Source organism: Pseudoalteromonas sp. APC 3694, from assembly GCF_030407565.1.
In the GTDB taxonomy this organism is placed as follows: Bacteria; Pseudomonadota; Gammaproteobacteria; order Enterobacterales; family Alteromonadaceae; genus Pseudoalteromonas; species Pseudoalteromonas tetraodonis.
This window is the reverse complement of the sequence record NZ_JASDDE010000007.1, coordinates 32,076-52,069: the sequence shown is the minus strand read 5'-3', so window position 1 is coordinate 52,069 and position 19,994 is coordinate 32,076. Positions and strand designations below refer to the sequence as shown.

The window sequence follows — 19,994 nt, the reverse complement described above, 5'->3', positions numbered from 1 at the left end:
AATATCGTAATATTACAGCGACTGTGATAGCTTAAATGTAATTAATATTAATGAGTTATCGATATGAGCATGATTCCTAGTATAAAAATTTTAACGAACTCTAGCCTGCTTTTTGATGTTTCTCACTACAGCAAACCACACATACTTGCGACGCAAAAAAAGCTTTGGGCACTCGCCCAATACTGTAAAAATAGTAATGAGTTTATTGATTTAGTACCGGCTATGAACTCATTAACTTTGTATTTAAAGTCTTCAGAAATGCTCCATAAATGGCACAACAACTTAGCTAAGTTATGGGAGGAAGTGGATGATTACCCGTTTGATAGCCAGCACCACCAAATTAATACCTACTACCAAGGTGAAGATTTAGATTACGTAGCTAACTATCATCAACTCACAATTGATGAAGTGATTAACTTACATAGTAAAGAGTTATATCACGTTCTATTTTTAGGCTTTGTTCCCGGTTTTCCTTATTTACATGGGCTCAACTCACGGTTATTTACCCCAAGGCGCGATAACCCGCGAGTGAGTGTACCTAAAGGCGCAATTGCTATTGGAGCAGACCAAACTGGTATTTACCCTGAAGATTCGCCAGGTGGTTGGCATATTATAGCTCACACTGATGCCTGCTTATTTGATTCTAAAGCGGCTAATCCTTGCTTATTTAAACCTGGCGATACCATAGAGTTTGTGCCTGTAAAAGGAGTAAGCAATGATTAAAGTAATCAAGAGCGGTATTCAACTAACAATCCAAGATTTAGGCCGTGTGGGTTTTCGACATTTAGGGGTAAGCCGCTCAGGCAGCCTTGATACCTATGCACACATTATTGCGAACCGTTTATTAAATAACACCGACAACGCTGCCGTGCTGGAATTAACCGTGGGTTTATGCGAACTGCAATTTCAGTGTGATACCGTTATTGCCCTTCATGGAGCCGACCTCAAAGCAACCCTTGATGGACACCCACTTTATTCAGGCTGGAGTTACCCAATAAAAGCAATGCAAACACTTAAATTTGCAACTGGCCGTGGTGGCTCCCGTGCTTATATTGCAGTAAAAGGCGGTATTGAATGCCCAGAGGTTATGGGTTCTAAATCTACCGATTTAGGGGCAGCCATTGGAGGCTTTAATGGCCGTGCACTGCAAAGCGGCGACGTGCTAGCCATAAGTCCTTATACTAAACCATGGTTATGTAATAAGGGCGCTCTTACCCCACCTAAACGTAATATTATCCGTTTACATGTTGGTCCTCATTATGAGCTACTAACACCCGAGTGCATTAATGCTTTTTGTGATACCGCATTTACTATTAATCCAAATAGTAATCGTATGGGGGTGCGCTTAGATCATAAAAATGCTGATATTATGCAACATACACTTTCATTGCCCTCTGTAGCCGTAGCACCTGGGAGCATACAGCTTCCACCTGATGGCAACCCTATAGTGTTATTAAATGACGGGCAAACAACGGGGGGTTATCCTTTAATAGCGCATGTGATAGAAGCCGACTTACATCAGTTTGCACAATTTAGAACTGCCGATCCAATCACCTTTAAATTTGTATCACTTGAGCAAGCAAATGCTGCAAAAAATAAGCTCGATGCTCACCTAGCACAACTTAAGCTGAGTTTAAGCCGCTACTGGGATTAATTAATAGTGCACTCACGTTCACTCACTGAGTAACTCAACCGCTATTTATTTATTTTTCGCTTTGCACTTTCTTGGTGCAAGGCGAACTAATTGTTGCAATTTAATTTAACTTTAACGTAATTTTAAATTAAAAATTGCACATTGCATTTTAATCTCCTTGCCAATATCACCACATTGGTGCAACGCCAATTTATTTGGTGCATAAATTATTCTTATTATTTTAAAAAAGCCATGTGACTTAGGTATTTATTTCTGATAAAACAAGGTTAGTCTTTAGCAAACTCGCTATCGTAGGCACTTAATAGGAATGAGGAAAAATTATGTGTTCAATATTCGGCGTACTCGATATTAAATCGGATCCCAGCCAGTTACGCGCTCAGGCAATCGAAATGTCCAAACTGCTTCGCCACCGCGGGCCTGATTGGTCTGGTGTGTATTCATCTGATAAAGCAATTTTAGTGCATGAGCGCTTAGCCATTGTTGGCGTATCAAGCGGTGCTCAACCCCTTTACAACCCAGAAAAAACCCATATTTTAGCGGTTAATGGCGAAATTTATAACCACAAAGAGCTGGCCGCTAATTTAGAGGTCGACTTTGATTTTCAAACCCAGTCAGATTGTGAAGTGATTTTAGCCCTGTATAAACAAAAAGGGCCGGCATTTTTAGATGACTTAAATGGTATTTTTGCTTTTTGTTTATATGACGAAGAGCAAGACGCGTACTTAATTGGTCGCGATCACATTGGTATTATTCCACTGTACACAGGTCACGATGAGCACGGTAACTTTTATGTAGCGTCAGAGCTCAAAGCGCTCTCACCTATTTGTAAGCACATTGAAGAGTTTCCGCCGGGGCATTACCTGTACAGCAAAGACGGCAAATTAACCCCATACTATCAACGTGATTGGCAACGCTATGACGCTGTTAAAAACAACGATGCTAAAGCAGAAGATGTAAAAGATGCATTGGAAGCGGCGGTTAAGCGCCAGCTTATGTGTGATGTACCCTATGGCGTATTGCTATCGGGTGGCTTAGATTCATCGGTTATTTCCGCTATTACCCAGCGCTTTGCTGCAAAACGTATTGAAGATAACGATGAAAGTGATGCTTGGTGGCCTAAACTGCATTCCTTTTCGGTGGGTTTAGAAGGCTCCCCCGATTTAGCCGCAGCGCAAAAGGTAGCTGATATGATAGGGACTATTCACCACCCCATTATCTTTACTATTCAACAAGGTATTGATGCACTTAAAGAAGTGATTTACCACATTGAAACTTACGATGTAACCACCATTCGTGCATCAACCCCAATGTACTTAATGGCCCGTCAAATTAAAGCCATGGGTATAAAAATGGTGCTCTCAGGTGAAGGTGCAGATGAATTATTTGGCGGTTATTTATATTTTCATAAAGCGCCTAATGCACAAGAGTTTCATGAAGAACTGAACCGTAAAGTTTCAAAACTGCATATGTTTGATTGTTTACGTGCTAATAAATCAATGGCGGCTTGGGGTGTTGAAGCACGCGTACCATTTTTAGATAAAGAGTTTGTTGATGTGGCAATGCGCATTAACCCTGAAGCTAAAATGTGTAGAGACGGAAAAATTGAAAAACACATTTTACGTGCAGGCTTTGACGGCTACCTCCCAGATGAAGTGTTATGGCGTCAAAAAGAGCAATTCTCTGATGGCGTTGGCTACAGCTGGATAGATACCTTAAAAGAGTTTGTTAATGAGCAAGTAACGGATCAAGAATTGGCGAATGCCAAATTTAAATACCCAATTAATACCCCAGACTCTAAAGAAGCGTATTTTTACCGCCGTATTTTTGAGTCGCACTTCCCAGGCGATGCATCGGCTAAGTGTGTACCACATGGTAAATCAGTTGCGTGTTCAACCCCAGAAGCACTTGCATGGGATGCATCATTTCAAAATAATGCCGATCCATCAGGGCGCGCCGCGGGCGTTCACAATGAAGCATATATAAAATAGTTCACACACTACCTACGCTGCAGGTTAAATACTGCAGCTTTACTTCGCTATTTTTTGTACATAATTTTCTTAAAAATTTTATAGTACTGAGAGAAGTAAATAAGAATACAAAAGCCATTCCATCTCTTTTTAGTTTCTGTTGTTTGTCCCTTCTCTAAAAGCGAAGCGTCTCTTTGCCATTTTTGTGAATTAAATCTCACAGGTAAGATAAGCCTTCAACCAAATTAGTTTTAATAGCAGAATAATTTAGTCGCTTTTTACAAAAACTATTTCAATCCAACTTTTCATTAGCCTCATTGAAAAATGTTTAACTGGCTCATAACCCTAAAAAATAAAAATATTATTAAAATGTAACTAAAAAATCATTTTAACAATTAATAGTAATTTAAAACCCTGGCTTGGGTTTTTACGTATACAATAGCGCTTTTAGTTATTTTCTTGCCTGATTAGGCCGAATATTCACTTACTTAGCTTTGCATTCATTGCTATTTACGACTATAAAATAAAGTGCTAACGCGTTAGTTTGCATTTTCTCAGCGACCAGACATGTACAAAAAAAGACAAAGTCAGCTCAAAATTTTAGCAAAGTGTTAATTCTTTCGTATTTAATATTTAACTCCCCTAGCAGTAAAGGTATGATGGGCAATTGAATTAGTTAGTCTTCTAATTATTCGTGTTGTTAGCTTTGACAAAGAATCTAATAACACGAATACAGTGAACTATAAAAAACTGGCATTAAGCCAGCCTGTTTCATTAACCAATGAGGTATTGCATGAGCGAGAATCATGACAAGTACAGTATTGACAATACGGACTACACCGTAGGTCAAGACAACGTGCAAAAATGGGGGTTTGATATACATAACCCTGTATTCGGAATAAGTGCAGGGTTAATAGCGCTGTTTTTAATTGCCGTATTAGTATCTGATGCCGAAGTTGCTAAAACGACGCTAGATGGTATTAAAACCGATATTATTAATAATTTTGACGGCCTGTTTATGTGGGCTGCTAACTTCTTTGTTATTTTTTGTTTAGTTTTAATTTTTTCGCCTTATGGCAATATCCGTTTAGGCGGCGACGATGCTAAACCATCTCACTCTCGTATTTCTTGGCTGGCAATGTTATTTGCAGCAGGTATGGGTATTGGCTTAATGTTTTGGGCGGTTGCTGAACCAGTGGCTTATTACACCGGCTGGTATGAAACACCACTCAATGTAACAGCTAACACACCAGAAGCCGCAAAAATGGCAATGGGTGCAACTATGTTCCATTGGGGTCTTCATCCTTGGGCCATTTATGCGGTTGTCGCGCTTTCGTTAGCGTTTTTTACTTACAATAAAGGCTTACCGCTTTCTATTCGTTCGATTTTTTACCCAATTTTAGGTGATAAAGCGTGGGGATGGCCTGGTCATATAATTGATATTTTAGCTGTATTAGCAACCTTATTTGGTTTAGCTACGTCGCTTGGGTTAGGTGCACAACAAGCTTCTGCCGGTATTAACCACGTATTTGGTTTAGAAGGTGGCGTAGGTTCGCAAATTCTGGTTATTACAGGTGTTACTTTACTAGCCGTCGTCTCTGTTATTCGAGGCATTGATGGTGGCGTTAAATTACTTAGTAACGTCAATATGCTTATTGCTTTAGTGCTACTGGTATTTGTATGTTTAGTTGGTTTTGCTGTATCTATGGGTAATATACCAAACACGGTAATGGGCTATGTAGAAAACATTATTCCGTTAAGTAACCCACATGGTCGTGAAGATGAAACATGGATGCATGGATGGACAGTATTTTATTGGGCTTGGTGGATTTCGTGGTCACCGTTTGTAGGTATGTTTATTGCCCGTGTTTCACGTGGTCGTACAATTCGTGAGTTTTTAACCGCTGTACTACTTATTCCTACAGCAGTCACTATCCTGTGGATGTCTATTTATGGCGGCATCGCAATTGACCAAGTAGTTAATGGAATTGGTGCCCTAGGAACTGACGGTTTAACAAGTGTGCCTATGGCGATGTTCCAAATGCTTGATGAAATGCCAATGGCGAACGTTTTATCTTTCATTGCTATTGTTTTAGTACTGGTATTCTTTATTACTTCTTCTGATTCAGGGTCACTTGTAATCGATTCAATCACAGCAGGTGGTAAGATTGATGCGCCGGTACCACAGCGTATTTTTTGGGCGTCTGTTGAGGGTGCTATCGCTGCTGCATTACTTTGGATTGGTGGCACTCAAGCGATTGAAGCACTGCAAGCGGGGGCTATATCAACCGGTCTGCCATTTACCATTGTATTGTTATTGATGTGTGTAAGCTTAATTTTAGGTTTACGAACTGAGCCTCGCCCAGTTAAATAACACACATTTCATAATAAAAAGCCGCAAATTGCGGCTTTTTTTGTGCTTTATTTTTAACAGTAATGCTTCAATAGCTAAAGCCAAATTTCACTCAGTGGCGTGTCTGATCTATAGTGGTAACTCAGCTGCGCTTGCAGCAGCTCGGCAGTGGCTAGTGCATCAGTAAGCGCGTTATGGTTTTGATACAATGGCAATGAATAACGCTCCCGTGTATCACTTAACCTAAGTGATCCTAGCTTTGAATTAAACAGCCTGCCTAATAGCCCCTGCCGTGCTTTAAGCGCCCGCCTTTCTATTTCCATCGTATCAACTAGTGCAAACTCAATGCCCTCTTTTATACGCATAAGTAGCGCGTTATAAAAAAAATGACGTTCTATTGCAGCATAATGTACCACCACCACTTTGCCTTTAAGGGCATCAAGCAGTGGCGCTAAAATATGATTAAGATCAGGGGCTTCATCCACTTCTGAATGAGTAATTCCATGAATAACTATTGACTCTTCACTTAAACCTCGTCGAGGTTGCACAACCCAGTGGCGGCTCTCTTTACAATAAATACGATTTACATTAAAAGGCACCAGCCCCACACTAACAATATCATCGCTATTCGCATCAAGGCCGGTTGTTTCAAAGTCGAGCGCCACAAAAGGGACATCTTTAAGTGGAGCAGCCTGATTGGTAAACGCTTGTTGATAAAAGTCTTTAAGCAGCGGGTTTTGCGCAGTTTGCAATAACTGCTCGTAGCGCTGTGGCCACCTTAACGTTGATTTACTCATAATTTATTTCACACCCGAATGCGCAGAATAACTAAATTTTAAAAAGCTCTGGGCTTTCTCTAAAATAGCAAAAGCTTCTTTTAAATTACTTTGCTCAAAGGGTGAAAGTAAATGGGGGTCTAAATCGTTATCTGGGGCTTCACCTTGCTCTATTTGCCACGCCTGATGACGAATACGTACTGTGGCAATATACTCAAACGCATCACGTAAATCTTGTGCTTTACCTTTAGGCAGTAAATTTGCCTCTATAATATCTTCTAAGCGCTCAAACGAATTTTGTTTACGTGAGCCAACCGCTAACGCATGAACGCGCACCACATCAGATAGCGGCGCCGTACCACGGCGTTTTAAGTTCATTGATCGCTTATGCTGGCCATTATGCTCAAGCACAAAGCCATTAAAAAACCCTAGTGGCGGCGTTCTATTGCGGGCATTGGCAGCAAGGTTCGCTAAAAAGCGTTTGTTTACTTTGCTTTCTTTGGCCACCAGCGTTTTAAGCTCATCGGCCCATTTTAGCTTGCCCCATACACCATCTAAGTCAAAAAATATCGAGCTATTAAGCAGTGCTTGCGGTTTCGGTTCGGCCATCCAGCTAGCAAATTTTTCTTTCCATTGTGTACGGGTCATACGCCATTTTTTAAACGACGCCATAATTTCACCGTCACAATAGGTATAGCCACATTTAGCTAAACCATCACACACAAAATCTGATAGGTTTTGAAAATACTCATCGTGCAGTGCTTCATCAAAACTATTATCCAAAATGAGAGCATTATCTTGATCGGTCACAATTAGCTGCTCGTCGCGGGCCATTGAGCCTAAGGCTATAAAACAATAAGGAATAGGCGGCTCGCCAAATTTTTCTTCGGCCAATGCTAATAAACGCTGTTTAAAGGTACGCCCTATGACCGCCATAGCGGTTCCGATCATATGCGAATTTGCATCTTCATTAACCATACGTACAAATACATTAGGTAATTGGCGTGCGTAATGAACTAGGTCATCAACTGATTGCTGCGCTAAAATACCGCGTACTAACAGTAAGCTACTTTGTGATTCATAACGTAAAATGTCAGACAGTGATATTACCCCAATTGGCCGTTTTTTATGTACCACAGGTAAATGATGTAAGTTATCTCTTAGCATGGCTAATACGGCTTCAAATACATAGGCGTTGCTATCAAGTAGTACTAAGCTTGATGTCATTACTTCTTTGGCGGGTGTATCATATGTTAACCCTTGGGCGACCACTTTAGTGCGAATGTCTCTGTCGGTTATAATTCCAACGACTTGACCGTCGTCTTCTTCTGGGTCGTCGCTTATTTGTTTTTCTATGTCAGTAACTAACACTGAAGACACTGATTCTTGGGTCATTAAAAACGCGACGTCTTGAATAGCAGTTTGCATTGTTACTGTGACCACATCACGGTGTAATAATGACTTCACTTTCGCGGTGGTTAAATCATTGCTGTCGGCTTGCTCTACAATGGCTTGATGCAAACGTACGTTACCATCAACTTCGAAAAAATCGGCAAAGGTTTCGTATTTATCACAGTATTCATTGAAGGTATTAACATTAATACAATAGGTTAAGGTGTCTTCAAGCGCACGAGCCGGAAAGCGCACTTTGCGGTTCATCAATAGGCCCATTTGGCCAAAAATGCCGCCTGTGGCTAAACGATTATAGAGCTCGCCATTACGACGTGAAATTTCAACCGAGCCACTACGAATAATATATAAGTCACTAATATCTTGGCCTAAATGTAAAATATCAGTTTGTGCACGAAAATAGGCAACTTCAATTTGCATTGCTAGTTCGTTTAGTGCCTCGCTCTCAAGCGTATCAAAGGGGGGGTGTTCAACTAAAAATTGGGCTATTTCAACTTGCTCGGCCTGCATGGGTGGTCCTTGTGGCTTTAATCTAGTTGAATTGTGGGCTTAATTGGCTATTTTTTCAAAGAAAAATAGCCAATTAGCGTAATTAGTTAGTCTAGCTGCTCCAGCTCTTGGGCTAATTGCTTTGATTCATCGCCACGAGGACTGGTAAAACGGGCTAACCCTAAATAAATCACCGGTGTTAAGTAAAGCGTAAACAATACCGCTAACGCGAGTCCACCAAATACCACCCAGCCAATGGCGTTACGTGCTTCTGCTCCGGCACCTGTTGACATAATTAGGGGTAACGCACCGAGTAAGGTCGATATTAAGGTCATGGTGATTGGTCTTAAACGTACCAATGCAGCTTGTTCAACCGCTTTTCGAACACTCAGCCCCTGATCTCTTAATTGATCAGCAAACTCGACCAATAAAATTGCATTTTTAGCGATTAACCCAATTAACATCACTAGGCCTATTTGCGAGTAAATATTTAGTGAGGTGCCGGTTAAATATAGCGCTAGAATGGCCGATGTAATCCCAAATGGTACAGTGATCATTACTACAATAGCGCTGTTAACATTTTCAAATTGCGCCGCAAGTACTAAAAACACAATTAAGAATGCCAATACGTAGGTCATTAATACTTCGTTGGAGGTTTCTTCAAATGTCAGTGCTTCCCCTTTAAATGCAAGAGTAATACCTGCTGGTAATGATTGCTCAGACACTTGCTTTATTTGTTCTACTAAGGTGGCAATTGTTAAGCCCTCAGGCAGCTCCATACTGAGCTCTATGGCACGGCGCTGAGCATGACGCTCAAGCTCGGCAGCAACCCCTTCCTCTGAAATGTTAGCGACACTACTGAGCGGCACCAATTGATTATTACGAGCTCTAATAAACAAGTTTGCTAAATCACTCGGGTCGTTAATTGTTTGATTTTGTGCCTGTAGCATAATAGGAATAGATTGATCGCCAATGTTTAAATCAGCGATATCGTCACCATTAATAGCGGCTCTTAACGTAATTGCGATATCACTTAAAGACACGCCAAGTTCTTCTGCGCGTCGTCTGTCAATATTAACACGCAATTGCGGCTGCGATGGCTGATACGATACTCTTACCGGCGCAACTTCTGGCACGGCTTTTTCAAGATCAGCTGAGAACTGCTGTGCAGCCTTAAATATTTCAAGGTAATCTTGTCCCAGTAAAGCGATTTCTATGCCGCCACCTTGGCCACGTAAATTTAAGCTATTTGCCCCACCAGGGTAAGCAGGTGCACCAGGGATGTTGCCTAAAGGCTGGCGAATTTTATTAATAATTTCTTGTTGGCTAAAGTTACGTTCATCCCAATGCTTTAATGGCACAGTAATAAACACAATATTGGGATCCCATTGCCCAACCACAGTGTAAATAGACTCAATTTCACCACTTTCAACGAAAGGCAGTAAGGTATCTTCCATTTTAATGGCTTGTCTATCCATAAAATTTAAGCCTACGCCATCAGGCCCGCGGGCAAATATTCTAATTTTACCGCGATCTTCAGTAGGGAGCAGTTCGTTATCTAAACTCATATACAAAGCACCCGAACCGCCTGCAACTAATAAACAAACAATAAAGGTAACCCACGCATGATCCAGTACTTTATGGATTGTTTTGGTATAAATATTGGCAAGCACGTTACCAAATTTCGCAAAGGGGTGAAAACCACCTTGTTTGAGTTTTAATTTTGAGGTGAGCGCCGGCACTAACGATAACGCAACAAAGCTAGATATAATTACCGCACCAGCTAGTACGCCACCAAACTCTCTAAATAAACGCCCTGCTGTAGAGGGTAAAAATGCGATGGGTACAAACACAGCCGCTAATACTGCAGTGGTGGCAATAACGGCAAAAAATACTTCGCGGGTACCAACAACCGCTGCGGCACGCCTTCCAAGGCCTAACCCTCGCTGGCGTTGAATATTTTCACTCACTACAATTGCATCATCAACAATTAATCCTGTCGCTAATACCAGTGCTAATAAGGTTAAAATATTAATTGAAAACCCAAGTGCCCATATCAGTGCTAATGAGCCTATAAGCGCAACAGGAATGGCAAATGCTGGGACTAATGTTGCACGCCATGAACCAATAAACACCCATAAGGTGATGATCACTAGCAGTACCGTTAGAACCAATGAGTTAATCACTTCATCTACTGAGCTTCTAATAAACTGCGCGTCATCTGATGTTAGCGTAAACTCCATCTCAGGAAAGCGCTCACGCATCCCCTCTATAAGGTTGAGTACTTCATCAGAAATTTCGATAGTGTTGGACTGTGCTTGGCGAATAATTTCCATACCAATAACAGGTTTACCATTAAGTCTTACCATAGAGCGCGGATCGGCCGGACCAAAGTACACGGCAGCAATATCGCTAATACGAGTATCGCCCTGAATTATAATGTCGCCCACCTGTGCGGGGGTAACAGACGTTGCATCAGCGCGCACTATTATTTGCTGATCGTTTGATTTTAAACTCCCTGCAGGCACATCAAAGGGGGCTTGCCTAAGTACATCGGCAACATCTGGAATCGTTAAGTTAAAACTGCTGAGCTTTAATGGATTAATGCGAACCCTGAGCACACGTTCTCTATCGCCGTTTAATCGTACGTCGGCAACACCAGGAATAGTTAAAAACTGCGGCGCTAAATCAACATCAACCCGCTCTGTTAATGCCTCTAACGATAAACTTTCACTTGATACTGTTAATGAAACCACCGCTTCAGCGTCGTTATCAGCCTTAATAATAGAAACGCGCTCTACCTCTTCAGGGAGCTCTCTTTGCACTCGAGCAACTGACTCACGCGTTTCATTTGCAGCGTCGTCAAGGTTAACACCCGGTCTAAATTCAACCACAATACGTGAATTACCTTCTTCACTTTGCGCACGAATCGATTTAACACCGCTCACACGGGCCACGGCACCTTCAAGTTTACTGGTAACTTCAGTATCAACGGTTTCAGGTGAACCACCAGGGAACGAGGCTGATACGGTAATTCGGGGTCTGTCTACATCTGGAAGCTCTCGAACTTCTACGCCTGCTATGGCGGCAATTCCGGCAATAATAATCAGTAAATTCAGAACCACAATAAGCACTGGGCGGCGAATAGCCATTGATGGCAAGTCTTGCATCATAGGTTGCTGTTTCATGGCTACTCCTGCGTATTAGCGATTGGCGCTGAGAAGCTTAGCTCTTGGTTCGCACGTAAGCGTTGTACGCCCTCTACCACTAAGTTATCTTGTTCTTTTAAAGCGCCCGAAACTAATAAACGACCAGCAAGGCGCTGTTCAATTTTCACATCAATTCGAGTGGCTTTTTTATCAACACTTGTCCAAACGTAAGGGCCTGTTGCTCCCCACAGTAATGCCGCCTCAGGTACAGCAGCAAAACGTTGCCCTTCTACTTCAATATGAACACGAAAACTCATGCCAGGTAAGAACTTTTGCTGCGGGTTTTCAAGCTGCGCTTTTACACGTAAGGTGCGGGTTTGTGGGTCTATTCGTGAATCTAGATAAGCAATTTTTGCGTTTACAGCATTTTGTGACTGCCAAGGAAATACTTTTACATTGCCTTTATTGCGCAGCATATAAACGGCCGATTCTGGGGCGTTAAAATTTATATATAAAGCACGCGTATCATCAATACTTGCAATCGCCGTTTGGGGAGTAATTCTGTCACCCACTTCAACGTCGGTAAGTCCCATAGTGCCGTTAAAAGGCGCACGAACTTGGCGGTCTTCAAATTCTGTTTCTGCTTGGGTAAGGGTCACTTTTGCTAATTCAACAACTGTTTTTGCATCATCCACATCACTTTGTGGCACTGCCCCTTTTGCTTGGCTTTGCTTTAAACGTGCGAGGGTTCTTTGGGTGTCAGCAAGTTTTATTTTTGCCTCTTCAAGTGCTGCTTTTTGTCTGCGTGAATCAAGTTCAAGTAACACATCACCGGCCTTTACGCTATCACCCGGTTTAAAATGCACCGCCGTTACTTTATCGCCCACAGCCGGATATAAAATAACCGAATGAATTGCTTCGGCGTTACCAACAGCCTGAACTTGCTCTTTAGCACGTTCCATCGCTACCTGCTCCACCACTACATTGGCACTCTTTACAGATAAACTTAACGACATTAAAGAAAAAAACACGCTGGTAAAAAGAATTCGCGATTTCAAAAGATCACCCTAATTAATTATTATTTGCATTATGTTACGCAGTTTAACAGCTATATGATCAATAAATAGCTAAGTACGATAAATTAGCAAAACAATAAGCTGAAATTAAGCATGCTAGCCACTCTTACATATTTTTACAGCTGCATACAAAATCCACACATATTTAAATTACATTTATGACTATGATTTAGCTCATCAATATTTTTAATAAAGGCACATTTATGAAAAAGAGTTTAATTATGGTGATCTTGCTATCAGGCTGTGCATCACCAGGGATTGATCGGGCAGATCAAAATCAAGTTGTTAAACGTTATTATGCGTCTGTTGAATCAATACAAAAAGTAACACTCTCCTCAGAAGTGGGAACTGGAATAGCTGCTGGTGCGGGGTTTGGCTTTGTAGATAGCTTGGATGGCAATAAAGAAGAAATGATTGGCGGCGCGATTGTTGGTGGACTAGTCGGTGGATTATTTACTGCTTTATTTGAAGGGGGTAATAGCGCGTATCAGTATAATTTATATGCTGCTGATGAAGGTGAATTTACCGTTATTCAAAAGAAAAAGCTCGATAAAAACACAAAATGTGTGCTCGTCAATGCTGCCAACAAGGTCACGCTCTCTACTACAGATACAAGCAATTGTGAAAAGAGTATAAAATAAAAAACCTCAGTTAAAACTGAGGTTTTTTTATTAATAACGTACAAACAAAAAGTACCGCTTATTTATTTCGCTGTGCGTTTTTTTGCGCTTTTTTAGCTTCTTTACGTTGTTGTAAAACAGCTTGTGCTTCGTTACCAATGTGGCCTTCACCGCGCGCTTGAGCAAGCTCTATTTGCTTTTGGCGCTCTGCAAAGCGAGCGCGTTGTTCATCGGTTACATTGTCAATACAGTGGTGACACGACACCCCTTCCATGTATTCTGGTTTTTGCTTTTCTTCTTCTGTGATAGGCATGCGACATGCATGACACTGATCGTATGAGCCTTTTTGTAAGTCATGATTTACCGCTACACGGTTATCAAATACAAAACACTCGCCTTCCCACATGGTTTCTTCTTTTGGCACTTCTTCTAGGTATTTTAATATGCCGCCTTCAAGGTGGTATACCTCATCAAAACCTTGCTCTTTCATATAGGCTGTTGATTTTTCACAGCGAATACCACCAGTACAAAACATGGCTACTTTATTATGTTTTGATGGGTCTAAGTTTTCTTTGGCCCACTGAGGAAATTCACGGAACGTTTTAGTGTTTGGGTCTACTGCGTTTTGAAACGTACCAATTTCAATTTCGTAATCATTCCGGGTATCAACAAGGATCACCTCTGGATCAGAAATAAGGGCATTCCATTCATGTGGCTTAACATAACTGCCCACTACTTTTAATGGGTCTACGCCTTCAACACCCATAGTCACAATTTCTTTTTTCAGCTTAACTTTTGTGCGGTAAAACGGGCATTCGTCATCAAATGATTCTTTGGTAACAATGTTGTCTAAATTTGGTTGGGTGTCTAACCACGCAAGTAAATTATCTATGCCTTCACGTTTTGCAGAGACAGTACCGTTAATCCCCTCTGCGGCAATTAATAAAGTGCCTCGTACTTCGTTTTGCTCCATTACATTGAGTAAAGGTTGGCGAAGTGCTTCAAAATCCGGTAGAGAAACAAATTTATACAGAGCGCAAACAACAAAGTGTTCGCTGGTTACATTATCTTTATGGACAGCAGTCATGGTATTCCTATTTTGCTTTTAAAACCCACAAGGGGCGTTTACCGAATCGTAAATCCGGCGCATATGGGGCGCATATTTTACGCTTTTTTTATTTAAATGCAAAAAAATGAATGATAATGCGCTTTTTACTGTTAGCGCAGTAGCTCAGTGGGCTATAATGCGCGGATAAATTTATACAGACTTGCTCATATTGGAGAAACATACATTGCACTTTACTGAACTTGGGATTGATACTCGCCTAGAAACACAATTAGCGCACCAAGGGATCACCCAGCCTACCGATATTCAAGCCCATGCTGTGCCAACGGCACTGGCGGGACATGACATTTTCGCTCAGTCAAAAACTGGGTCAGGCAAAACTTTAGCGTTTTTATTACCGGCTGTGCAACGTGTAATGAAACAAAAAGCACTCAGTAAACGTGATCCTCGTGTACTTATTGTTGCTCCAACTCGTGAGCTTGCGACCCAAGTTTTTACTCAACTTCGATTACTTATTGCCGGTACCAACATAAAGGCCGTTAAAATCCTCGGTGGCGAAAATTTTAACGACCAAATTAAAGCACTGCGTAACGACCCTCACTTTGTGGTCGCCACACCTGGGCGTTTAGCCGATCATTTAAAGCAACGTTCATTACAATTAAGTGGCCTAGAGTTACTTATATTTGATGAAGCTGACCGTATTTTAGATTTAGGTTTTACCGATCAACTTAAATTAATTAATGAACTGGCCGATCATCGTCTTCGTCAAACTTTATTGTTTTCGGCGACATTAGATCATGCTCAAGTTGATGCGTTATCGCGTAATTTATTAAAAAAACCAAAACAAATTATGCTCAGTGCAGCCAATGAGCAGCACAGTGATATTAAACAAACACTGTATTTAGCTGACCATCTTGATCATAAAGAAGCACTGCTTGAGCACTTTTTAAACCAAGATAACGTTGGCCAGTGCATTATATTTACTGCCACACGGGCTGATACCAGCCGTTTAAGTGAATCATTAAATAGTAAAGGCTTTAAATCTGTCGCATTAGCTGGGGATTTAACTCAAAGTAAGCGCCTTGATATTATGGATGCGTTTAGCCGTGAAAACTTTAAAATATTAATTACTACAGATGTTGCTTCGCGCGGTTTAGATTTACTCAGTGTTACCCATGTTATTAACTTTGATTTACCAAAACACGCAGAAGAATACGTTCATCGTATTGGTAGAACTGGTCGTGCTGGTTTTAAAGGTAACGCATTATCACTTGTGGGCCCTAAAGATTGGGCAAGTTACTTGGCAATAAAATCATTTTTAAATGATGAATTAACGTTTGCTGCTGTTGAGGGTTTAAAAGCGAAATTTAAAGGTATTAAAGAGAAAAAAGTAGCGCCAATTAAACCGACTAAAAAAGCAGTGACCGCGAATAAGCCACAGCCAAAACGAAAAGCAAAACCGAAAAAGCCAGCGGCCCCAATTAAAGCACCTCTTAATATTGATGGTGATACCCCGATGCGTCGTAAAAAAAAGCCTGAGCAGGAATAATTATGAGTTACCTAGGAACCACCCAAACCCTTTTTGTTAAAGAAGTCAGCAACGAAGGTGCCTATTTAGATGGGCATGACTTAGGTGAAGTTTTTTTACCTAAACATGAAATAAAACATGAGCTTGAAGCCGGCGATAGCATCAGTGTATTCACATTTTTAGATAATGCAAACCTGCCAACAGCCACAACTAAAAAGCCGCATGCTCAAGTGGGTGAATATGCCCTACTGCGTGTAAAAGAAATAAACAGCATAGGCGCGTTTTTAGATTGGGGCTTAGAAAAAGACGTACTCGCACCGTTTAATGAACAAAAACCACGTATGCAAGAAGGCTATTCATATTTAGTGCGTTTATATCTTGATAACGCCAGTCAGCGTATTTGTGCCTCAACTAACTTTAACCGTTTTTTATCAAAAGATGAGCCTCAGTATAGTCACTTACAAGAAGTTGACTTAATTGTTGCAGGCAAAACTGATATTGGTTACAAGGTGCTTATTGAAGAATCCCATTTTGGCGTCGTGTTTTACAACATGGTGTTTAAAAACCTGTTTGTTGGTCAAAAGCTAAAAGGATTTATTCAAAAAGTACGTGAAGACGGAAAAATTGACGTCATACTTGAAAAACCAGGCATGGGTAAAGTAAGCGAGCTTGGTGAAAAAATAATGGAAAAACTAAAGGATGAGGGTGGCATATTAGCCATAGGCGATAAGTCTGAACCTGAATTAATTAAAAAAGTGTTTTCGACCAGCAAAGCAAATTACAAAAAAGCCATTGGCGGTTTATTTAAACAAGGCTTAATTGATATTGAAGCTAAGTCTATTCGTTTAAAATAATTAAATAAAAAGCCACTTAAGTTTTATACCTAAGTGGCTTTTTAGTATCTGAAATTTATAACCTAATATTTTTATAAGGTAAGGTACAGCGAGAATATTCATTTGAGTATTCAATTAATTCTTTTTTAGAATCTAGATTTAACGGCGCTAGCCTAAAAACTTTTTCTGTACACTCATTTTGCATTTCATCATGTGTCGCAACACAGTCTCTGCTGCTAACATCTATTCCTGCTAACACACCTTCATTGGTGTAACACAGATGCTGGGCATAATTTTGAGCAATTTTTTTAAACTTGAATAAATCAACGGGGTAACCAGATACCAAGTCAGTAACGTTTGAAACATCATCATACATTTTAGTTGAAAAAACATATTTATTTACAGCAAAGCCACTAATGATAATTACAACTAAAAATATTATTATGCGCAAAGCAAATCCCTCACTGCACACCCATAATTTAAATGTAGCACAAAGAAAAGCAGTTGTAAGGAACTGCTCTCAATTATGCTAATTTTTAATTTAAGCTATTGATTCATTTACATCATTTAGTACTTTTACAGGGTTTTGTGCCTGAGTGATCGGACGCCCAATCACTAAATAGTCACTACCCGCTTCAATCGCTTCTTTAGGTGTCATAATACGTTTTTGATCGCCTGCATCACTGCCCGCTGGGCGAATACCTGGCGTAACTAATTTAAACTCTTTCCCTAAAGCAGCCTTTAAACTTTGCGCTTCTTGCGCGGAACAAACAACACCGTCAAGTCCTGCTTGCTTTGTTAATTTAGCTAAATGCATAACTTGCTCTTGGGGTGATTTAGTTATACCTAAACGCTCAAGTTCAGCTTCGTCCATGCTGGTTAATACAGTTACCGCAATCAGTAATGGCGCTTTATCGCCAAACTGCTCGAGTGCTTGTTTAGCTTTATGCATCATTTCATAACCGCCCGATGCATGCACATTGACCATCCATACACCCATTTTAGCCGCAGCAGTCACCGCTTTAGCAACGGTGTTTGGAATATCGTGAAACTTTAAATCTAAAAATACATCAAAACCTAAATCGACCAATTCTTTAACAAATGCAGAACCAAAATAAGTAAACATTTCTTTGCCCACTTTTAATCGACAGGTATCTGGTGATAACTGTTTTACAAATGCTAAAGCAGTTTGCTGATCATCATAATCAAGCGCGATAAGAATTTTTTTTGATTTTTCGAAAGACATAACTATCCTACTAGTGAGCGAAAAGTATAAAGATTAAAATCCGTCTAAGCCTCTGCTAGGCACAATGGTTTCCCAGTGTTTACATGAAGGGCAATTCCAATAAATGGTGTAGCTAGTAAAGCCACAATGCTGACATTGAAAGTCAGGTTTAGTGGCAATGTAAGAAGTAACAAGTTTATCGATTTGATTAAGTACATCTTTTGTATTTTTATTTTCTGTACTCATTAACTGTAATAAAAAACTAAAGCCACGAATAGTGGGCTGACGTTTTAAATTATCAGTTAAAAATTCAAAGGCTTGTTCAGTGTGTCCTTGCTCAAGCAAGGCTTGGCAATGCTGTATTTTTATCATCACTCCACCCTTTTCTAGTAACTCAGTAATGAGTTCATGAAATTGGTGAGTTAATTTTAATTGCTTATAGCTGTGAGCTAACTTTTCAATAAACAATGGCGCAAAAAAAGTAAATTGGCAGATTAATTCTCGCCAATAGTAAATTGCTTTGACGTAATCTTCTTTGGTATAAGCTGACAGTCCAAGCTCATATAAAGGCCTAATTGTTTTAAAGTTTAAGCTAATGGCTTTGCGCATAAGTTGTGGGTTATTACTGGCAATGGCATGCTCACAGTAAAAATTAGCGATGGCTTTAAAGTGTTGTTCTTTTGAAAAAAGCTCAGTATGCGCTTCAAACATATTAATGCCTTTTTGCCATTCACGGGTTTGTGAATATAAAGAAATTATCGGTTCGAGTGCATCTGCATGGCTATTTTTTACCAGCCATATTAAATGTTCTTCTGCGCTGTCTAATAAGCCAGCCATAATATAATCTTCGGCTAGTTCTAAACGGCTATTAGCGGCTTGTTTTTCGTTAAGACTTGGGTGTTTTAGCAGCAGTTCGTGAATTTTTATTGCGCGGTCAAGCTCACCACGACGGCGAAACATGGTGGCTAAAGTAGAATAATGTTCAACAGAGTCAGCAGCTACTTCGAGCAAATTAATTAAATGCTCAAGCCCCTGATCTTCTTCTCTGTCCAGTAAAAACTTTAAGCCTTTACTGTATTCAGAAGTAATTTGACGATTAAACTGATGAGCCTGATTTTTTGCACTGTTTTTCCCCATAATCCAACCATAACCGGCAGCAACGGGAAGCAGTAAAAACAACAGCTCAATCATAATTAGGTGTCTTTGTTGGCAATACGCTTTTTATTATCTTTTTCAGGCGTTAATTGCTTTTTTAAACGGTAATTTTGCCACTTTAATTGCGTGAACAATTTAAAACTCACAAAACAACCCACTACAACACCTAGCAAAAAGCAGATACTTATTATAACGGCTAAAGGTAATGTATTACTGGCTATTATGTAGTTAATTTGTGTTAATTGTGGGTTTTGAGAACCCAATACAAATGCACCAATTAAAAAAAGTGCCGCCAGAATAATTTTTAATACCTTGAACAAGTAACTACTCCAATAAGTTTACTAAGCAATGCTCTCGTTTACACGGTCACGTAGTTCTTTGCCTGGTTTAAAATGAGGTACATGCTTACCATCTAACTCTACAGTTTCACCTGTTTTAGGGTTACGGCCTGTACGAGGCGCACGGTAATGCAAAGAGAAACTTCCAAAACCTCGGATCTCAATACGATCTGAAGAAGATAATGAGCCGGCCATTTGTTCAAGAATTTCTTTGACAGCGTTCTCAACATCTTTCACAGGAATATGTGAATGTTGTTCAGCAAGTGTTTCTATCAGTTCTGACTTAGTCATAGCGTTTCCTTAAAAAGAAATAGTGGAAGGGCATAAACTGCCCTTCCAATTAAAAGACTATAAT

The 19,994-nt window shown here is 40.3% G+C and carries 17 protein-coding genes; 7 read left to right on the top strand and 10 right to left on the bottom strand.

Features of this window, described 5'->3' with window-relative positions; genetic code table 11:
• Window positions 1-63: 63 nt before the first annotated feature.
• The 4 genes from pxpB (at window position 64) to QMA00_RS04300 (ending at window position 5,995) form a co-directional block, all read left to right on the top strand.
• Complete coding sequence (pxpB, locus tag QMA00_RS04315) at window positions 64-723, top strand: 5-oxoprolinase subunit PxpB (RefSeq protein ID WP_076921126.1); 660 nt, start codon at window positions 64-66, stop codon at window positions 721-723.
• Window positions 716-1,654 (top strand): biotin-dependent carboxyltransferase family protein, encoded by a 939-nt coding sequence (locus tag QMA00_RS04310; protein ID WP_076921124.1) that lies wholly within the window; start codon window positions 716-718, stop codon window positions 1,652-1,654. Before pxpB ends, QMA00_RS04310 begins: the two co-directional genes overlap by 8 nt.
• A 320-nt stretch (window positions 1,655-1,974) precedes the next feature.
• Window positions 1,975-3,642 carry an asparagine synthase B gene (asnB, locus tag QMA00_RS04305; protein ID WP_076921123.1) on the top strand — a complete coding sequence of 556 codons (1,668 nt, stop codon included), beginning with the start codon at window positions 1,975-1,977 and terminating at the stop codon, window positions 3,640-3,642.
• Window positions 3,643-4,414: 772 nt separating this feature from the next.
• The gene (locus QMA00_RS04300; protein ID WP_036982759.1) at window positions 4,415-5,995 is read left to right on the top strand and encodes a BCCT family transporter; all 1,581 of its coding nucleotides are present in this window, start codon (window positions 4,415-4,417) and stop codon (window positions 5,993-5,995) included.
• A 74-nt stretch (window positions 5,996-6,069) separates the two neighbouring features.
• Here the strand turns inward: QMA00_RS04300 and QMA00_RS04295 are convergent, their stop codons facing one another.
• The 4 genes from QMA00_RS04295 to QMA00_RS04280 form a co-directional block, all read right to left on the bottom strand.
• Complete coding sequence (locus tag QMA00_RS04295; RefSeq protein ID WP_076921121.1) at window positions 6,070-6,771, bottom strand: 3'-5' exonuclease; 702 nt, start codon at window positions 6,769-6,771, stop codon at window positions 6,070-6,072.
• Between the two features lie 3 nt (window positions 6,772-6,774).
• Window positions 6,775-8,670, bottom strand: coding sequence for a putative nucleotidyltransferase substrate binding domain-containing protein (locus QMA00_RS04290; protein WP_076921119.1), 1,896 nt, complete (start codon window positions 8,668-8,670; stop codon window positions 6,775-6,777).
• Between the two features lie 86 nt (window positions 8,671-8,756).
• Window positions 8,757-11,837, bottom strand: coding sequence for an efflux RND transporter permease subunit (locus tag QMA00_RS04285; protein ID WP_076921117.1), 3,081 nt, complete (start codon window positions 11,835-11,837; stop codon window positions 8,757-8,759).
• 2 nt (window positions 11,838-11,839) lie between these two features.
• On the bottom strand, window positions 11,840-12,856 hold the full coding sequence (locus QMA00_RS04280; protein WP_016899935.1) for an efflux RND transporter periplasmic adaptor subunit: 1,017 nt from the start codon (window positions 12,854-12,856) through the stop codon (window positions 11,840-11,842).
• A gap of 221 nt (window positions 12,857-13,077) precedes the next feature.
• On the opposite strand from QMA00_RS04280, the gene QMA00_RS04275 reads away from it, so the two are divergent.
• Window positions 13,078-13,515, top strand: a complete 438-nt coding sequence (locus QMA00_RS04275; protein WP_033103483.1) for a hypothetical protein — start codon at window positions 13,078-13,080, stop codon at window positions 13,513-13,515.
• A gap of 58 nt (window positions 13,516-13,573) precedes the next feature.
• On the opposite strand, the gene QMA00_RS04270 is transcribed toward QMA00_RS04275, so the two are convergent.
• Window positions 13,574-14,581: a rhodanese-related sulfurtransferase gene (locus QMA00_RS04270; protein ID WP_076921116.1), complete on the bottom strand. Its 1,008-nt coding sequence runs from the start codon at window positions 14,579-14,581 to the stop codon at window positions 13,574-13,576.
• 205 nt (window positions 14,582-14,786) lie between these two features.
• On the opposite strand from QMA00_RS04270, the gene QMA00_RS04265 reads away from it, so the two are divergent.
• Window positions 14,787-16,109, top strand: coding sequence for a DEAD/DEAH box helicase (locus QMA00_RS04265; protein ID WP_076921114.1), 1,323 nt, complete (start codon window positions 14,787-14,789; stop codon window positions 16,107-16,109).
• 2 nt (window positions 16,110-16,111) lie between these two features.
• On the top strand, window positions 16,112-16,942 hold the full coding sequence (locus tag QMA00_RS04260; RefSeq protein ID WP_010389931.1) for a S1-like domain-containing RNA-binding protein: 831 nt from the start codon (window positions 16,112-16,114) through the stop codon (window positions 16,940-16,942).
• A 55-nt stretch (window positions 16,943-16,997) separates the two neighbouring features.
• Here QMA00_RS04260 and QMA00_RS04255 read toward each other — a convergent pair whose 3' ends face one another.
• From QMA00_RS04255 to ihfB, 5 genes are all read right to left on the bottom strand, one after another.
• The gene (locus QMA00_RS04255) at window positions 16,998-17,372 is read right to left on the bottom strand and encodes a hypothetical protein (RefSeq protein WP_016899933.1); all 375 of its coding nucleotides are present in this window, start codon (window positions 17,370-17,372) and stop codon (window positions 16,998-17,000) included.
• 90 nt (window positions 17,373-17,462) lie between these two features.
• The gene (gene pyrF / locus QMA00_RS04250; protein WP_076921112.1) at window positions 17,463-18,167 is read right to left on the bottom strand and encodes an orotidine-5'-phosphate decarboxylase; all 705 of its coding nucleotides are present in this window, start codon (window positions 18,165-18,167) and stop codon (window positions 17,463-17,465) included.
• Window positions 18,168-18,200: 33 nt separating this feature from the next.
• Window positions 18,201-19,337 carry a lipopolysaccharide assembly protein LapB gene (gene lapB / locus QMA00_RS04245; protein WP_008465696.1) on the bottom strand — a complete coding sequence of 379 codons (1,137 nt, stop codon included), beginning with the start codon at window positions 19,335-19,337 and terminating at the stop codon, window positions 18,201-18,203.
• Between the two features lie 2 nt (window positions 19,338-19,339).
• Window positions 19,340-19,621, bottom strand: coding sequence for a LapA family protein (locus tag QMA00_RS04240; RefSeq protein ID WP_008114742.1), 282 nt, complete (start codon window positions 19,619-19,621; stop codon window positions 19,340-19,342).
• A gap of 21 nt (window positions 19,622-19,642) precedes the next feature.
• Window positions 19,643-19,930 carry an integration host factor subunit beta gene (ihfB, locus tag QMA00_RS04235; RefSeq protein WP_008114744.1) on the bottom strand — a complete coding sequence of 96 codons (288 nt, stop codon included), beginning with the start codon at window positions 19,928-19,930 and terminating at the stop codon, window positions 19,643-19,645.
• Between the last annotated feature and the right edge of the window lie 64 nt (window positions 19,931-19,994).

Bases quoted from the DNA above. Each gene is read 5' to 3' on its own strand.
- QMA00_RS04290 (WP_076921119.1), bottom strand. From the start codon at position 8,670: ATGCAGGCCGAGCAAGTTGAAATAGCCCAATTTTTAGTTGAACACCCC.
- pxpB (WP_076921126.1), top strand. From the start codon at position 64: ATGAGCATGATTCCTAGTATAAAAATTTTAACGAACTCTAGCCTGCTT.
- QMA00_RS04310 (WP_076921124.1), top strand. From the start codon at position 716: ATGATTAAAGTAATCAAGAGCGGTATTCAACTAACAATCCAAGATTTA.
- lapB (WP_008465696.1), bottom strand. From the start codon at position 19,337: ATGATTGAGCTGTTGTTTTTACTGCTTCCCGTTGCTGCCGGTTATGGT.
- QMA00_RS04275 (WP_033103483.1), top strand. From the start codon at position 13,078: ATGAAAAAGAGTTTAATTATGGTGATCTTGCTATCAGGCTGTGCATCA.
- pyrF (WP_076921112.1), bottom strand. From the start codon at position 18,167: ATGTCTTTCGAAAAATCAAAAAAAATTCTTATCGCGCTTGATTATGAT.
- QMA00_RS04260 (WP_010389931.1), top strand. From the start codon at position 16,112: ATGAGTTACCTAGGAACCACCCAAACCCTTTTTGTTAAAGAAGTCAGC.
- asnB (WP_076921123.1), top strand. From the start codon at position 1,975: ATGTGTTCAATATTCGGCGTACTCGATATTAAATCGGATCCCAGCCAG.
- ihfB (WP_008114744.1), bottom strand. From the start codon at position 19,930: ATGACTAAGTCAGAACTGATAGAAACACTTGCTGAACAACATTCACAT.
- QMA00_RS04300 (WP_036982759.1), top strand. From the start codon at position 4,415: ATGAGCGAGAATCATGACAAGTACAGTATTGACAATACGGACTACACC.
- QMA00_RS04285 (WP_076921117.1), bottom strand. From the start codon at position 11,837: ATGAAACAGCAACCTATGATGCAAGACTTGCCATCAATGGCTATTCGC.
- QMA00_RS04295 (WP_076921121.1), bottom strand. From the start codon at position 6,771: ATGAGTAAATCAACGTTAAGGTGGCCACAGCGCTACGAGCAGTTATTG.
- QMA00_RS04270 (WP_076921116.1), bottom strand. From the start codon at position 14,581: ATGACTGCTGTCCATAAAGATAATGTAACCAGCGAACACTTTGTTGTT.